Here is a 16,076-nt window from a genome sequence, read left to right on the forward strand (position 1 = left end):
CGTGTTCCGGGCGGCGGATCGTCGCCGCTGTGCGCTCCCGGTCGTCGGCCCCCCGTCGTTCGAGGTGGGGCGCTATCTGAAACGAAAACCAATTGCATTAAGCTGCGGTGGCCCCCTCACTAAGGAGAAACCGGTGGCCGTACCGAAGCGCAAGATGTCCCGGTCCAACACCCGGCACCGACGGGCGAACTGGAAGGCGAGCGCCCCGCAGCTCACCCCGTGCCCCTGCCCACGGAAGGAAGCGGTGATGCCCCACCGCGCCTGCCCCCACTGCGGGCTCTACAAGGGACGTCAGATCGTGGACGTGCCGTGACCGGACGCCTGCCGGTCACCGTGCTCTCCGGCTTCCTCGGTGCCGGCAAGACCAGCCTGCTCAACCACGTTCTGCAGAACCGGGACGGGCTGCGGGTCGCGGTGATCGTCAACGACATGAGCGAGGTGAACATCGACGCTTCGCTGGTGCGCGAGGGTGGTTCGCTCTCCCGGACCACGGAGCGGCTGGTCGAGCTGACGAACGGCTGCATCTGCTGCACGCTCCGGGACGACCTGCTCGACGAGGTTGCTCGTCTGGCCCGACTGAACCGGTTCGACTACCTGCTCATCGAGTCGAGCGGTATCTCCGAGCCGATGCCGGTCGCCGCCACCTTCGCCTTCGGCGTCGAGGGCGGCCACGTGCTCGACGACCTGGCCCGGCTCGACACCACGGTGACCGTGGTGGACGCGGCCGGGGTGCTCAACCGGATCGAGGCCGGAGAGTCGCTGGAGGAGCGGGGACTCTCGGCCTACGAGGGCGACGACCGGACCATCGCCGACCTGCTGGTCGACCAGATCGAGTTCGCGGACGTACTCGTGGTCAACAAGACCGACCTGGTCGGCTCCGAAGACCTGGCCGTGGTGCAGGCACTGCTCTCCCGCCTCAACCCCAATGCCCGGCAGATCCGTGCCACGCACGGCCGGGTGCCGCCGGCGGAGATCCTGAACACCGGCCTGTTCGACCTGGAGCGCGCCGAGACCGCACCCGGCTGGGTCGCCGAACTCAACGGCGAGCACGTTCCGGAGACCGAGGAGTACGGCATCGGCAGCCTCGTCTTCCGGGACCACCGACCGTTCCACCCCGACCGGCTCTGGGCGCTGCTCTCCGACGGCCTCGACCGCTTCGGGGTGATCCGCTCCAAGGGCTTCCTCTGGTTGGCCAGCCGCCCACATTTCCAGGCGCTCTGGTCCCAGGCCGGCTCCTCCGGGCGGTGCGAGCCGGTCGGAGTGCCGGTGGTCGTCTCCGGTCAGTGGCCCGAGGACCCGGCCGAACGCGCCGAGCTGGAAGCACGCTGGCATCCGCTGTTCGGCGACCGGCAGCAGGAGATCGTGCTGATCGGTGTCGGACTGGACGCGGACGGCCTGCGGGACAGGTTGACCGAATGCCTGCTCACCGCCGCCGAGCTCGCCGCCGGCGAGGACGCCTGGCGCGAGCTTCCCGACCCGTTCCCCGGATGGGACGTCGACGACCTCGTGGATCACCGTCACCAGCACGAGGAGCTGTCGGCTGGTGCTGGGCGCCGACCAGCGCCCATCTGATCGGCGACAGGCGCCCCTCCGGCGACACGCCCCGGACGCTCAGGATCGACGCTCCGACGCGGCCCCGCGAGGCACATGCAGAGCATTCTTGGGGTTGTCTCGCGGCACAGCCCGAGCAGAGCGTGCGCTGGTGCCAAGCTCACGCGGACCGAACCGGAGCGCCGGTCCGCGTGAGCTTGACTCGGGCTTCTCCAGCGTCGAGCACCGGGTAGACGTCCTACCCCGGCCTGCGCGGCGCGCATCCCGGCGTAGATGACAGTCGCCCATCAAGGGCGTCGATCCGCCGGACCGGAGGTCATGGTGTGGACAGGGTGGCGATGAGATCAGCGGTACGTCCGAACAGCGTCGCCATCGCGATGGGATCGATGTAGTCGTCATAGGAGACGATTTCGCCGTTGCGGACCCGGATCACGCCGAGCAGACGGAACCGGTACGGCCTGCCAGTGGCGTACGAGTGCCCGTAATGCTCGACCTCGGCGATCACGATCTCCGGGTCGTCGGTCGCCCGGACGATCACATCGGCTCCCTCGACGTCGAGCATCCGGCTCCGCCGGAGCTCAACGGGGTCGTGGAACGCGCGGATCGCATCGCGACCCCTCAGCTCCCGAGGCGTCCCGGGTGGTGCGAACGGGTAGCGCAGCACGCCGTCGGCGGCGAAGAGAGCGGCGAAATCGACGCTCTCCCCGGCCGCCATCCGACCGACCTGCTCAACGATCTCGCGCGGGGTGCGGATCATGACTTGCCTCCTCGGGTTCGCTAGGAACGAACCATGGCCAGAGACGCGTCCCACAACCGCGCCGCGTCGTCATCGTCGAGGGCGTGGGGCAGGACGGTGGACGCTTCCTCGGGCCGCAGCAGGACGCTGAGGTCCGTACTGAGGTCAGTCGTCAACTCGGCCTCGTTGCAATCCGCGAAGTACCGGCCGGAGACGCCCTCGACCAGTGGCGAGGCCGCGAGCAGGACGGAGGTGGCAGCGCCCTGCTCAAGGGTCTTCCAGGGTGCGTTGTCGAAGTGGGCTTGGGTCGCCGGGGTCATGCCTGCCAGTTGGTGACGCTGGAGGTTGGTCCGGATCGCGCCCGGCATCAGCGCGTTCGCGGTAATGCCGTCGTCCGCCCAGCGCCTGGCCGCTTCCACCGCGAAGAGCACGTTGGCGGTCTTGGACTGCCCGTAGGCCAGCCATGGGTCGTAGACGCGCCGCTCGAAGTGGATGTCGTCGAAGATGATGGGCGAGGTGCGGTGGCCGCTGGAGCTGACCGAGACGATGCGCGCTCCGTCTGCCGCGGCGAGCGCCGGATGCAGCCCCAGCGCCAGGTTGAAGTGCCCGAGATGGTTCGTCGCGAACTGTAGTTCCCATCCCTCGGGAGTGCGATGCAGCTCGGGCAGAGCCATGATTCCGGCGTTGTTCACGAGGATGTGCAGCGGCCCGGTCCACTCGGCGACGAACCGGGCGACCGAGGCGCGATCGGTCAGCTCCAGCTCGGCGGCGACCACCCTGGGACTGCCGGTCTTCTTGGCGATGTCCGAGGCCACCTGAGCGCCGGCTTCCATGTTTCGGACCGCGATCACCACCTCCGCGCCGGCCGCCGCCAGTGCGCGAGCTGTCTCTACGCCGATGCCAGAAGCCCCGCCGGTCACGATCGCTCGCTTGCCGTAGAGGTCGACGCCCGCGATGACGTCATCAGTGGTCGACGTCGCCCCGAAGGGGGTGGTGAGTCGAGCGTTGTACTTCATGCTCCTGCTCCAATAGATGCTGGTAGGCCAGTCTCCGTCTCGACCCCGATGTGGGCCCGGCGCGGGCCACGTGCAGCCTGACGCCGGGCCCGCCGGGGCACGCGTCTACTTCGCCAGCCCGAATCCACCGATGGTGGTCGTGAGGTTCTCGGCCAGGAGCCTGCGAATCTGCGCGCCCTCCGGAGTGGCCCAGTCCTTTGCGAGCTCACCGAGGACCGCGGCGGTGGTGATCAGGTTGACGCCGGCCTGAATCATGCGCAGCCGCGCCACCTCTTCGGAGTACTGGAACACCGATCCTCCGGCGTCGAGCACCGCGTACACGTCGTACCCGGCCTGCTTGGCGCTGAGGGCGGTGTAGACCAGGCAGCCGTCGTTGGTGGTCCCGGCCATGATCAGTGTCCGGCGGCCGGTGGCCTCGACGGCCCGCACGAACTCCGGGTCGTCCCAGGAGTCGACGATGCCGGTTCGCTTGATCCGGCTCGCGTAGGCCTCCGGGTCGACCTCCGCCAGCTCGGGGATCCACCAGTCCTGGTTGTCGTCCTCGGTGCTGCTGGTCCAGACGTTGGGGATGTCGAGGACCTTCGCCGCCTTCACCATCGTGACGCTGTTCAGCTTGGCGATCTCGGGCGGTTGGGTCTTGATGAATCCCATCGAGATGACCTGGTGGTCGATCAGGATAAGCGCGCTGTCCTGTGCCTTCAGGTTTGTCATTGTCCGTAACTCCATATCGGGTTCGGTGGGCCCTCGTGGGTCCACTCCTTGTTTCCGGGCGAACTGTCAGGTGGTGCCGGACTCGGCTAGACGCAGCCGTCCGGGGTGCAGACGCCGTCGGCGCCGTCGACGACCGGCAGCGACCAGGCCTTGGGGTGACTCTCGTCCCACGCCTTGGTGATCACCGCCAGCAGGTCGTCGGTGCCGATGGCGCCGGGGACGGCGAAGCGGCCGTCGAAGACGAGGAACGGCGCGCCGCGGGCGCCGAGGCGATGCGCCTCACGCTGGTCGGCCGCCACCCGGGCCTGGTAACGGCGGCTGCGCAGCGCCTTGGCTGCCTCCGCGCGGTCCAGACCCACCTCGGCGGCGAAGCCGAGGACCTCGTCGGTGGTCCACAGCTTGCGGGCCTGCCCGAAGTGGGCACGGAACATCGCCGTCCAGATCTCGTTGCCCCGGCCCTGGTCCGCCGCGTAGGCGAGCAGCTCGTGGGCCAGGTCGGTCGGGCCGAGCGTGCGGTCGACCGCGTGGTAGGGCGTCAGCCCCTCCGCCTTGGCGGCTCGCTCGATCGGCCGCAGGACCTGGTTCACGGTCGACGCGGGCGCCCCGGCCATCTCGATCAGCTTCCGCTGGGTCACGCCCGACCGCGGCAGGTCGGGGTGCAGCTGGAACGACCGGTGGACGACCTGCACCTGGTCGCCGTGGGCGAACCGGCCCAGGGCCAGGTGCAGCCGATGATCCATCAGCCCGCAGTACGGGCAGACGATGTCCGACCAGAACTCGATCTTCATGGCACCTCCTCCTAATTCTTACTTCCTGTTCGTAGCCCCATCATGCATTAGAATTTGAGAGCCACAAAAGGCACATTCGTGTGCGTAGCGACCGAGTGACGGAGTAGGCGGAGATGATGAGGGCAGAGGATCTTCGGCGGACCCGAACCAACGTCCGGGCGAACGTCCGGAACGTTCCAGGGCCCTGTGCGCACTGGAACGACGAGGACGCCGACTTCATCCGCGAGGTCCTGGATCTTGTCGGCGACAAGTGGAGCGTGCTGATCATCGGCACGCTCGCCGACCATCCCGTCCGCTACTCGGATCTGGCCGACGCGATCCCCGGCATCTCCCAGCGCATGCTCACGCTGACCCTCAAGCACCTGCAGCGCACCGGGCTGGTCAGCCGGACCTCCTACCCGGAAGTCCCGCCCCGCGTCGAGTACGCCCTTACCGAACTCGGCAGATCGCTGCTCTCCACGGTCCTGGCCCTGGCGGCCTGGTCCGCCGACCACCACGGCGAGATCCGCCGGCACCAGACCGAGTACGACAGCGCCGACGAGACATAGCCGCGCGGGGCGGCCGATCCCCCTGGGGCGCCAGCACTCGGCGATCGACCGGATTTGATCGGTTGGTGTTCGAATCTGGTGGGATCATGTTGACTTTAGATCGATGATGATGGTTGATTGTTACTCATCGATCATTGGCGGCTGTCTACCCGAGCGCGCCGGCTCCTGCCGGCCACCGTCCCGGTTCTCCGGCCCGCCACACCTCCGTCGTGCGAAAGGGACCCTGACGCATGAAGGTATTCACCGCGCTGTTGGCCGCCGCCCTCGTGGCCACCAGCGCCCCCACCGCCGCGCGTGCCGACGCCACCTGGCAGCCGGGCACACCACCGATCGCCACCCCATGGACCGACGAGGTCTCCGCCGACAACGCCCTCCCCGAGTACCCCCGCCCCCAACTCGTCCGCGCGAAGTGGCAGAGCCTCAACGGCGTCTGGCAGTTCGCCGGCGCGACGCAGGGCGAGGCCCCGCCCTTCGGTGAGCAGCTCGGCGAACGGGTGCTGGTGCCGTACCCGATCGAATCGGCGCTCTCCGGGATCCAGCGACACGAGGACCGGATGTGGTACCGGCGCACGTTCCAGGTGCCCAGGAACTGGCAGGTCGGGGAGCGCGGCGACCGGTTGCGGCTCAACTTCGGCGCGATCGACTACGAGGCGACGGTCTGGGTCAACGGCATCGAGGTCGCGACCCACCGCGGCGGCTTCGACGGCTTCACCGCCGACGTCACCGACGCGCTGCGCGGCCGGGGCGCCCAGGAGCTGGTGGTCGGGGTCACCGACCGCACCGACCAGACATGGCAACCCGTCGGCAAGCAGCGCAACGTCCCGGACCGGGGCATCTTCTACACCTCGGCGTCCGGCATCTGGCAGAGCGTCTGGATGGAGCCGGTGTCGGCGAGCCACGTCGAGCGGTTGCAGATGACGCCGGATCTCGACGACAAGAGCCTGCGCCTCACCCCGCACGTCGCCGCCGGCAGCGGTCGGACGGTCGAGGCCGTCGCGTACGACGACAAGCGGATCGTCGGCCGCGTCTCCGGCCCGGCCGGCAGCGAACTGCGGCTCCCGGTGTCGAAGCCGAAGCTCTGGTCGCCCGACTCTCCGCACCTGTACGACCTGAAGGTTCGGGTGCGCCAGGGCGGGAAGGTCGTCGACCAGGTCGACTCGTACTTCGGCATGCGCGAGGTGGGCAAGGCCAAGGGCGCCGACGGCAAGCTCTACCTCACCCTCAACGGCAAGATCCTGTTCAACATGTCCACCCTGGACCAGGGGTACTGGCCCGACGGCATCTACACCGCACCGACAGACGAGGCGCTGCGGTTCGACATCGCCGAGACCAAGCGGCTCGGGTTCAACACGATCCGCAAGCACATCAAGGTGGAGCCCGACCGCTGGTACTACTGGGCCGACAAGCTCGGTCTCATGGTGTGGCAGGACATGCCCTCCATGCGCACCGGCGGCACCCCGCCGGTCGACGCCCAGCAGGAGTTCGAGCGGCAGCTACGCGAGATCGTGACGGAGCACCAGAGCTGGACCTCCATCACCACCTGGGTGCCGTTCAACGAGGGCTGGGGCGAGTGGGACCGCACGGCGACCGGACGGATCGCCGACGAGCTGCGCGTGCAGGACCCGAGCCGGCTGGTCAACGCCCACAGCGGCGTGAACTGCTGCGCCTCCCGGGGTGACTCCGGCCGCGGCGACATGATCGACTTCCACCAGTACGTCGGCCCGGCGTCACCGGCGCCCACCGCCGACCGGGTGGCCATCGACGGCGAACACGGCGGGTTCGGCCTGGAGGTCGACGGTCACATGTGGTTCGGCGAGGGCCACGCCTACGAGATGACCCCGGACAGTGCCACCCTCACCCGCCGCTACGTCGAGAACCAGCAGGACCTGCTGACCGTGGCCAACCGGTGCGGGCTCTCCGGCGGCGTCTACACCCAGACGACCGACGTGGAACACGAGGTCAACGGCTTCTACACCTACGACCGCCAGATCAAGAAGATGGACTTCGCCCGGGTACGGGAGATCAACCGGGCCATCGTCCGCTCGGTCGACGGCACCGGCGCGGACCTGCCGCCGCCAGGGTCCGGCACGCCCGGGCTGACCGGCGTGGGCTACTGGCCGCTCGACGAAGGCACCGGCACGGCCGCCGAGGACCTGGCCGGCGACCACGACGGGACACTGGTCAACGGCGCGAGCTGGACGGCGGGCCGGTCCGGTGGCGCGGTGCAGCTCAACGGCGTCAACCAGTACGTCGACACCGGCGCGGCGATCCTCGACACCACCGGCAGTTACACGGCGTCGGCCTGGGTTCGGCTGGACAGCCTCGGCGGATTCGCCACCGCCGTGAGCCAGGACGGCAACACCAACAGCGCCTTCTTCCTCCAGTACTCCGGCGCGGACAACCGGTTCGCGTTCAGCTTCGCCGGGGTACGGGCGTTGGCGCCCACCGCGCCGGAGGCGGGGCGCTGGTACCACCTGACGGGCGTGCGGGACGCCGCCACCGGCTCGCTCACGCTCTACGTGGACGGTCAGCCGGCGGGTACGGCGAGCTCCTGCGTCGGCGACGCGTCCAGCGGCCACACCGTGATCGGCCGCGCCAAGTTCAACGGCAACCCGGTCGACTACTGGCGCGGCGCCGTCGACCAGGTACACGTCTACGACCGGGCGCTCTCGGCGACCGAGGTGGCCCAGCTGCACACCTCCGGCCAGTGACGCGACGGCCCCGACGAGCGCGCAGGTCGTGACCGGCATCCCCTAGTGGGGTGTCCAGGAACGTTCACCGGGCCGCGCCGGGCCCAGACGACGACCGGCGGCGTTGGAGTCGGGCCTGGATACAACACCGGTATCCGGGCCCGACTCCGCCTTGCCGGATCGCCGCCTGGACCTCGCCGCGACACCGCCAACGTTCCTGGACACCCCACTGGCCGGAACGGGCGGCACGCACAAGGTAGGTCCGGATCGATGTCGGTCCGGACCTACCTTGCGTTCCGGGGTAGGAGACTCGCCTCCGCGCCGGCTGCTCGCCGCCGGCCAGGCTCAGGCGAGGCCGGCGTCGTGGGCGAGGAGCGCTATCTGGGTGCGGTTGTCGAGGTCGAGCTTGGTCAGGATGTGCGACACGTGGGTCTTCACGGTGGCCAGGGTCATGTCGAGCGCGGTGGCGATCTCGGCGTTGTTGCTGCCGTGGCCGATCGCCACCACGACGTCGTGCTCGCGCGGGCTGAGCGCCGCGAGGATCGCCCTGGCCCGGGCGTACGCCCCGGCCTGGACGGCGACCCGGTCCATCAGCCGGCGGGTGATCCGCGGGGAGAGGATCGGCTCGCCGGCCGCGACCTGCCGCACCGCCTCGGCGATCCGGGCCGGCGGGGTGTCCTTGAGCAGGAATCCGCTGGCCCCGGCGCGCAGTGCGTGCAGGATGTTCTCGTCCGTGTCGAAGGTCGTCAGCACGATGACCTCGGGCGGCCGGGGGCGGGCCCGCAGCCGGCGGGTGGCGGCGATGCCGTCGACCCGGGGCATCCGTAGGTCCATCAGCACCACGTCGGGGGAGTGCCGGTCAGCCGCGGCCGGCACCTGGTCACCGTCGGCGGCCTCACCGACCACGGCGATGCCGTCTGCGCCGTCGAGCATCATGGTCAGTCCGGCGCGCACGAGCGCGTCGTCGTCGACGACGAGCACACGCACCAACGGGTTCACGCGGGCCATGGTATCGACGCGTGCAGCCGGAACTCGCCGCCCGTCACCTGATGGTCGAGCTGCCCGCCGGCCAGGTGCACCCGCTCGGTGAGCCCGACCAGCCCGGCGCCTCCGGACCAACCGGGCGGCGTGGTGCGGTGCGACGCGAGCGGGTTGCGCACGTCGATCTCCAGGCCGGCGCCGGGCCCGCCGCGCAGGGCGACCCGCACCGGCTGCCCGGCAGCGTGCTTGCGGGCGTTGGTCAGACCCTCCTGGATCACCCGGTACGCCGTGCGCGCCACCACCGGGGGCGCCTCGGTCGGTTCGTCCACCGCCTCGCGCAGCAGCACCTCCGCGCCGGCGTCGCGGGACTCCTCCACCAGGCGCGGCACGTCGGCCAGCACCGGCTGCGGTCGCCTCCCCTCCGGCTGCGGTGGGTCGTCGTCACGCAGCAACGAGATCACCTCGCGTAGCTCCTCGAGCGCCTGATGCACCCCGTCGCGGACCACCCCGGCGGCCCGCGACAACTGCTCGGGCGAGGAGTCCGGCCGGTACTCCATCGCTCCGGCGAACGTGGCCAGCAGCGACAGGCGGTGGGCGAGCACGTCGTGCATCTCCCGGGCGATCTGGCGCCGTTCCAGCATGCGCGCCTCGGCCACCCGGCGGCCCTGCTCCGCCTCGGCGCGTACGGCCCGGTCGTGCAGCGAGCGGATCAGCGCAGTGCGGGCCCGCGCCCACGCGCCCCAGCCGAGCAGCGCGCCGTAGCCGATGGTGACCAGCACCAGCCACCAGCCGTACGACATGCCGCCGTGGGACCGCCAGGCACCCTGCACGGCGTGCGCGGCGAGCCCGGCCACCGCCACCGCGACCGCGACCGGGAAGCGCCGACGCCGGGCCACCTGCAGCGCGCCGATCGTGGCCGGCGGGGTGGCCGCCGGCGACATCGCGGCCAGCACGGTGAGCACCGCCGTGGTGGCGACCGGCCGCCACAGCGCCAACGGCGTCAGCAGCCAGCTCAGCGCCCCGGCCGCGAGGTCGACAGCGAAGAGCGAACCGAGCGGGTGGTCGACCCACCAGGCCAGCAGCGTCGCCGCGACGAGCACGCCCGACGCCCCCAGAACGGTGGCGATGAGCGGCGTGCCGGGGCGTCGGTCGCAGTCTTCCGGGCCGAGGGAGAACCTGTTCACGCGGGAAGGCTAACCGGCTGCCAGCGGCGGCCGACACCTTCCAAAGTTGGTGGTCGACCTCTCCTAGGAGGGGCTCGGCGCGGCTCTCGGTCCGATGCGGGCACCGGGGCCGGACCGCGACGCTCATCGGCATGACGAACGACAAGTTGACCTGCACGACCAGGACCACCGCCCGGCGTACCGGCCGGCTGATCACCGTCGCCGCGGGGGTGGCCGGCGCTCTCCTGCTCTGGGTCGTCAACGACCCCTGGGCCGGCGCCGACCTCACCGTCGGGCAGGGCGACACCGTCCAGCACATCGGCCCGGATGCCGTCGTGGTGGCCGCGCTGATCGCCGGGGTGGCCGCCTGGGTGCTGCTCGCGCTGCTGGAGCGCACGGTCAGTCACCCGGCCCGGACGTTCCGGATCATCGCGTCGACGGTGCTGCTGCTCTCGCTCGCCGGGCCGTTGGCCAGTGGCGTCGACACCGGCAGCCGGCTGGCGCTGCTCGGCATGCACGTCACCGTCGGCGCGGCGCTGATCCTCGGGCTGCCCGGTCGGCGCGACTGCCGATAACCGCAGGTCCGCAAGGGCGGGTGCGCTGTGGCGCGCCCGCCCGCCGTATTGGTGGAACAGGCACGACGGCCGGCGGCGGCGACCGGGTATCGAAGGCGGACGCGTCTACGGCAACGGAAAAGAATCCTTGCCGTAACAAACCATCTGGATATTACGATGTGGCGCTTCTGTTGATCAACTAGAGGAATCCCGTTGCTGCTCTCGCATCGTCGCGGGTACGGACTGACAGCGCTCTGCACGACTCTCGCGCTGCTCGCCCCGTCACCCGCCCTGGCCTCGGCCCCGTCCACCGAACCTCCGCCCGGCTCCGCGGCCACGCCGTCGAACTCCCCGGCCGACCCCACCGTCACGCTGATCACCGGGGAGAAGGTCACCGCCACCAGAGCCGCCGACGGTGGCCTCAGCCCCGAGGTGCGCGACGCCGACGGCCGGCTGACCGGATTCACCTCGTCCCGCGACGGAGCGGACACCTACGTCTACCCGCACGGCGCGCTGCCGTACGTCGCCGCCGGACTGCTCGACAAGCAGCTGTTCAACATCACCGAGCTGCTGGCGGACGGCTACGACGACGCCCACCTCGACCGTCTCCCGCTGATCGTCACCTACACCGACGTCGCCGCCCGGTCCCGCGCCGCCTCGACGCCCCAGGGTGCACGCAGCGTGCGGACGCTGGACAGCATCCAGGGCGCCGCGCTCAACGTCGACCGCTCGGACGCCTTCTGGTCCTCGATCACCGGTGGCGGCGGCGACGTGGCGGCCCGGTCCGTGGGCGGGCAGCTCGCGCTCAAGGGCGGTATCGCAAAGATCTGGCTGGACGGCAAGGTCGAGGCCACGCTCGCCGACAGCACCGCCCAGATCGGCGCCCCCGAGGTCTGGAAGTCCGGCAACACCGGCCAGGGCGTCGACGTCGCCGTCCTGGACACCGGCATCGACGCCACCCACCCCGACCTCGCCGGCCAGGTCGCCGCCGCCGAGTCCTTCGTTCCCGGCGAGACGGTGAAGGACGTCTTCGGCCACGGTACGCACGTCGCCTCCACCATCGCCGGCACCGGAGCCGCCTCCGACGGCAAGGAGCGGGGCGTCGCCCCCGGGGTACGACTGCACGTCGGCAAGGTCCTCGGCGACGACAACTCCGGCCAGGAGTCCTGGATCATCAGCGGCATGGAGTGGGCGGTCCGCGACCAGCACGCCAAGATCGTCAACATGAGCCTCGGCGCCGACCCCACCGACGGCACCGACCCGATGAGCGTCGCCGTCAACGAGCTCAGCGAGGAGACCGGGGCCCTCTTCGTCGTCGCCGCCGGCAACCTCGGGCCCGCCGCCTCCACCATCGGCACCCCCGGCGCCGCCGACGCCGCCCTGACCGTCGGCGCTGTCGACGGCAGCGACACCCTCGCCTTCTTCTCCAGCCAGGGACCACGCGTCGGCGACCACGCGCTCAAGCCTGACCTCACCGCCCCCGGCGTCGGCATCCTGGCCGCCCGCTCCCAGTACTCCACGGGCGAAGGCTTGTACCGGCTGTCGGACGGCACCTCCATGGCCGCCCCGCACGTCGCGGGAGCGGCCGCGCTGCTGGCCGCCCGACACCCCGACTTCACCGGGAAGCAGCTCAAGGAAGCCCTGGTCAGCACCGCGAAGGGCACGCCGGGGCTCACCCCGTACCAGGGCGGCAACGGCCGGCTGGACATCGCCACGACCACCACGGCCTCCGTCTTCGCCACCACCAGCGCCGACTTCGGCTACCCGGACTGGCCCACCGCTCCCGAGGAGCCCGTCCAGCGGGAGGTCCGCTACACGAATCTCGCCGACAGCGCCGTCACCCTCGACCTCGCCGCGACCGTCGACGGTGGCCCGGAGGACCTCTTCACCCTCTCCGCCCGGCAGATCACCGTCCCCGCGCGCGGCGCCACCTCGGTGACCGTGACCACCGACTTCGACCGCGTACCGGCCGACCACCCCTTCTCCGGCCTGCTCACCGCGACCGACGCCGCCGGCGCGGCCCGCACCCGCACCGCGCTCGCCGTCGGCCGCGAAGGTGTGCGCCACCGCCTCACCCTGCAGGCCAAGGACCGCAGCGGCAGACCGACCGGGGGAGAGCTCGTCCTGCTCGGGCAGGACAACACCGTCCTGCAGCAGCAGATCGACCAGACCGGCAGCGTGGACCTGCGGCTGCGGGCGGGAACCTACGCGGCGTGGCTCAAGACCGACCTTGAAGGCGCCAACGGGCCACACTCGCGGGGACTCGGCCTGCTGCCGGTACCCGAGATCACCCTCGATCGGGACCGCACCGTCGTCTTCGACGCCACCAAGGCCCGCCGGGCCACGGTGAGCACGCCGCTGCCCTCCACCGTGGACGGATCCCGCTTCGAACTGTTCCGCGACTTCGGCGGCAACCCCTGGGTCTCCGCGTGGTACCCGGAGCCCGAGTACGACAGCGTCTGGGTGCTACCCACCAGCGGGAAGGTCACGAAGGGCGACTTCTCCTTCAGCACCCGGTGGCGTACGGCGCAGCCCGCGCTGACCGTGGCGGCCGGAAGCCGCGACTACGACGACCTGCGGGTGCGGCGCGCCGGCACGCCCCTGCCGCGAGGCAAGCACCACCTCGACGCCGTGTACGCCGGGGCCGGCGGCAGCGACGCGTACGCCACGCTGAACGCGCGCGGCAAGGCCGTCGTGGTGCGCCGCGACGACTCCGTACCCGTGGAGCAGCAGGCCGCCGCGGCGGCGACGGCCGGTGCCCGTCTCCTGCTCGTGGTGAACGACGGCATCGGACGCCTCGCGCCCTGGCCGGGTTCGGTGTGGGTGCCCCAGGACCCACCGCCGGTGACCGTGGCGACCCTCACCGCCGACGAGGGGGAGCAGCTCATCACCCGGATCCGGCACGACCGGCGGGTCCGGCTCGACGTCACCTCCCAGCCGGAGAGCGAGTACGTCTACGACCTGGTCCGCGACTACACCGGCGCCGTGCCGGCGGATCTCGCGTACCGGGTGAGCCTCCGCGACCTGGCCCGGGTCGAGATGTCGTTCCGCAACTGGCGTCCCGCGCGGGCGCTGGAGACGCGCGCCAGCCTCGCCCCGTCCGGATCGTCGACAGGAATCGACTTCCACGAGGTTCCCGCGCGCGGCGAGCGCACCGACTGGGTGACCGCCGGGGCGCAGTGGACCACGAACGTCTCGATCCCCGACGAGCAGAACCAGCAGACGGCCCCGATCGCCTACCGGGCCGCTTCGGTGCAGGAGGAGCGCTGGTTCGGCCCCGTGCAGCGGCCCCGGCTGCTGACGAACTACACGGTCTTCCGGGGTGACGGCGACGGGATCACCGCCGTGATCCCCGGCTGGGGAGACTCGGGCAGCGCGCACGAGGGCAACACCTCCGGCAACTTCGCCGTCGACAATGTCCTGCGGCTCTACCAGGGCGACCGGCTCGTCGGCGAGACCGACCGCTACCGGACGATGCTCAGCAGCGAGCCGCTCAGCCGGGAGTCGCTGCCCTACCGTCTCGTCTCGGAGAACAGGCGGGACGCCTGGGCCGGGCCGTACTCCACCGCCACCCGGACGGAGTGGGGCTTCACCTCCGGCGCGGTCAGCTCCGGAGTGTGGAACCCGTCGCTGATCCAGCTCGACTACGGGGTCGACACCGACGTCGACGGGACGGCGAAGCGCGGCGCCGAACTCACCGTGACCGCACTGCACCTGCCGACGGCGACCGAGGCGTCCACCATTCGTACGGTCACGCTGGACCTCTCCTACGACGACGGCGCCACCTGGCACCACGCCAAGCTCCGGCGCGACGGCGACGGCTGGCGCACCCGGATCGACGCGCCGCGCAGCGCGCGGTTCGTCACCCTGCGCGCCACCGCCCGCGACACCCGGGGCAACAGCGTGGACCAGCTCATCACCCGGGCCTTCGGCCTGCGCTGACCGCGTGGAGGACGGGGACCGTCAGGTACGGCGATTCCCGTCCTCCGCCTGTCCTCGCGAGGCCACCGACTCGCTCGCAGGTGGGGAGCACGTCGCAGCTCGGCGAAGTTGTTCCGGCGTCACGCTCGGTCGGACGACGCCGGCCGCCGCATCGGCCACAGGACCGGTCCGCCGTCCGGCAGCACCACTGGCCGGTCGTGGTCGCCGAAGCCGTGGCGTAGGTAGAGCTGACGGCTGCGTTCGGTCGACGCTTCCAGGTAGGTCGGCAGGTTCTCGGCGTCCGCCACCCGCAGGCCCGCAGCGAGCAGCACGCCACCGACGCCACGGCCGCGCAGGTCCGCTCGGACGCCGATCGACGCGAGGTAGAGGTGAGGCTCGGCGGGCCGGTGCGCCGCCACCAGTTCACTGACCGCCGCGAACCGGTGCGCGATGAGACCGTCGACGTGCCCGGCGGGCGCCGGTGGCGGGGCCGGACGCCGACGCGTCACGTCGTCGACTGGTGGCAGCCACAGTGACATCCCGCCGAGGGAGCCGTCAGCGAGCTCCGCGACGATGACCTGGTTGGCGCCGACCGCGGCGTGCAGCACTTCGCGCACCAGGGGCACGGCACTCGCGGCCCGCTCCACCGGGTCCGGAATCACCCAGGACAGCACGGCCTCGTCCGCGAAGACCGCGAGGTAGGCGGGCAGGAGGGCATCGAACTCGGCGGGTACGGCGCGGCGTGCGCGTACGGCGAAAGCAGGGGACACGGGCGCTCCTCGGATCGCGGGTGGTCAACTCCGAGGCTGTCCGCTCGGGTGCCGTGACGGGGAGTGCTTTCGTCACAGCGGATGCGGTGACGAAAAGGTGCCGGCTTCGCCGACGGGTGCCTACCGGGATCCGCCGCAGGCGTCGTGCGAAGGGGCCTGGACCGACCCGGAGACCGTCAGTTGGCCGAGGGGCGACGGTCGACCCAGTCGGTAATGAGCCGACGCTCGGCGAAGAGCCACCGACCGCCCTGCCGGACGAAGGTGTCGTGGTAGCGGATCGACATGACCATGAGGGTGCGCTGCCCCTCCTCGGTCCAGAGGTGGTGCGCGAGACAGTACGTCTCGCCGGTGGCGCGGTCCCCGTCGAGGGTCACGCTGCTCTGACCGTTGAAGTGGGTCGTCTTGTCGTAGTTCCGCAGCGAGCCGAAGGCGGTGGCCAGGTCGTTCCGACCCGTGAGGACCTGCGCCGGTTCGGTCAGGTCGGGCTCGCCGTCGTACACCGCCACCCGGGCGTCGTCGGTGAAGAGCGCCGCCTGCCCCTGGGCGTCGCGTCGGTCCGCCAGGTGGGCGTAGGAGTCGACCAGTTCGCGGATCGCCAGTCGATCGGCGAGCTGATCAGCGAACGTCGTGGGATTGCTCATGGTGCT

14 protein-coding genes are annotated in these 16,076 nt (G+C 70.9%); 6 read left to right on the plus strand and 8 right to left on the minus strand.

Annotated features, from left to right (window positions below; genetic code table 11):
- Positions 1 to 133: 133 nt before the first annotated feature.
- On the plus strand, positions 134 to 313 hold the full coding sequence (rpmF, locus tag D7147_RS09635) for a 50S ribosomal protein L32 (protein WP_120675880.1): 180 nt from the start codon (positions 134 to 136) through the stop codon (positions 311 to 313).
- Positions 310 to 1,572, plus strand: a complete 1,263-nt coding sequence (locus D7147_RS09640; protein WP_120675882.1) for a GTP-binding protein — start codon at positions 310 to 312, stop codon at positions 1,570 to 1,572. Before rpmF ends, D7147_RS09640 begins: the two co-directional genes overlap by 4 nt.
- A gap of 295 nt (positions 1,573 to 1,867) precedes the next feature.
- Here the strand turns inward: D7147_RS09640 and D7147_RS09645 are convergent, their stop codons facing one another.
- The 4 genes from D7147_RS09645 to D7147_RS09660 all read right to left on the minus strand — a co-directional run bounded on the left by D7147_RS09645 (position 1,868) and on the right by D7147_RS09660 (position 4,802).
- Positions 1,868 to 2,308 carry a nuclear transport factor 2 family protein gene (locus D7147_RS09645; RefSeq protein WP_120675884.1) on the minus strand — a complete coding sequence of 147 codons (441 nt, stop codon included), beginning with the start codon at positions 2,306 to 2,308 and terminating at the stop codon, positions 1,868 to 1,870.
- A 20-nt stretch (positions 2,309 to 2,328) separates the two neighbouring features.
- Positions 2,329 to 3,303, minus strand: coding sequence for an SDR family NAD(P)-dependent oxidoreductase (locus tag D7147_RS09650; RefSeq protein ID WP_120675886.1), 975 nt, complete (start codon positions 3,301 to 3,303; stop codon positions 2,329 to 2,331).
- Between the two features lie 105 nt (positions 3,304 to 3,408).
- Entirely contained in the window at positions 3,409 to 4,014 is a 606-nt protein-coding gene (locus D7147_RS09655; protein WP_120675888.1) for an isochorismatase family protein, read from the minus strand.
- An 86-nt stretch (positions 4,015 to 4,100) separates the two neighbouring features.
- Positions 4,101 to 4,802, minus strand: coding sequence for a DsbA family oxidoreductase (locus tag D7147_RS09660; RefSeq protein ID WP_120675890.1), 702 nt, complete (start codon positions 4,800 to 4,802; stop codon positions 4,101 to 4,103).
- Between the two features lie 113 nt (positions 4,803 to 4,915).
- Between D7147_RS09660 and D7147_RS09665 the strand changes: the two genes are divergently transcribed.
- Together D7147_RS09665 and D7147_RS09670 are read left to right on the plus strand one after the other, a co-directional pair.
- Positions 4,916 to 5,350, plus strand: a complete 435-nt coding sequence (locus D7147_RS09665; RefSeq protein ID WP_233563054.1) for a winged helix-turn-helix transcriptional regulator — start codon at positions 4,916 to 4,918, stop codon at positions 5,348 to 5,350.
- Between the two features lie 230 nt (positions 5,351 to 5,580).
- The gene (locus D7147_RS09670; RefSeq protein ID WP_120675892.1) at positions 5,581 to 8,061 is read left to right on the plus strand and encodes a LamG-like jellyroll fold domain-containing protein; all 2,481 of its coding nucleotides are present in this window, start codon (positions 5,581 to 5,583) and stop codon (positions 8,059 to 8,061) included.
- Between the two features lie 324 nt (positions 8,062 to 8,385).
- Here D7147_RS09670 and D7147_RS09675 read toward each other — a convergent pair whose 3' ends face one another.
- Both D7147_RS09675 and D7147_RS09680 read right to left on the minus strand, forming a co-directional pair.
- The gene (locus D7147_RS09675) at positions 8,386 to 9,048 is read right to left on the minus strand and encodes a response regulator (RefSeq protein ID WP_120675894.1); all 663 of its coding nucleotides are present in this window, start codon (positions 9,046 to 9,048) and stop codon (positions 8,386 to 8,388) included.
- Positions 9,036 to 10,205, minus strand: coding sequence for a sensor histidine kinase (locus D7147_RS09680; RefSeq protein WP_233563055.1), 1,170 nt, complete (start codon positions 10,203 to 10,205; stop codon positions 9,036 to 9,038). Before D7147_RS09680 ends, D7147_RS09675 begins: the two co-directional genes overlap by 13 nt.
- Before the next feature lie 131 nt (positions 10,206 to 10,336).
- Here D7147_RS09680 and D7147_RS09685 point away from each other — a divergent pair, with 131 nt between their 5' ends.
- Complete coding sequence (locus tag D7147_RS09685; RefSeq protein WP_120675896.1) at positions 10,337 to 10,759, plus strand: DUF6069 family protein; 423 nt, start codon at positions 10,337 to 10,339, stop codon at positions 10,757 to 10,759.
- Between the two features lie 192 nt (positions 10,760 to 10,951).
- Positions 10,952 to 14,680, plus strand: a complete 3,729-nt coding sequence (locus tag D7147_RS09690) for a S8 family serine peptidase (RefSeq protein WP_199734136.1) — start codon at positions 10,952 to 10,954, stop codon at positions 14,678 to 14,680.
- Positions 14,681 to 14,799: 119 nt separating this feature from the next.
- Here the strand turns inward: D7147_RS09690 and D7147_RS32640 are convergent, their stop codons facing one another.
- Together D7147_RS32640 and D7147_RS09700 are read right to left on the minus strand one after the other, a co-directional pair.
- The gene (locus tag D7147_RS32640; protein WP_199734137.1) at positions 14,800 to 15,429 is read right to left on the minus strand and encodes a GNAT family N-acetyltransferase; all 630 of its coding nucleotides are present in this window, start codon (positions 15,427 to 15,429) and stop codon (positions 14,800 to 14,802) included.
- 176 nt (positions 15,430 to 15,605) lie between these two features.
- Positions 15,606 to 16,070 carry a nuclear transport factor 2 family protein gene (locus D7147_RS09700; protein WP_120675898.1) on the minus strand — a complete coding sequence of 155 codons (465 nt, stop codon included), beginning with the start codon at positions 16,068 to 16,070 and terminating at the stop codon, positions 15,606 to 15,608.
- Positions 16,071 to 16,076 lie beyond the last annotated feature (6 nt).

Origin of the sequence: Micromonospora musae (assembly GCF_003626545.1) — a bacterium.
In the GTDB taxonomy this organism is placed as follows: domain Bacteria; phylum Actinomycetota; class Actinomycetes; order Mycobacteriales; family Micromonosporaceae; genus Micromonospora; species Micromonospora musae.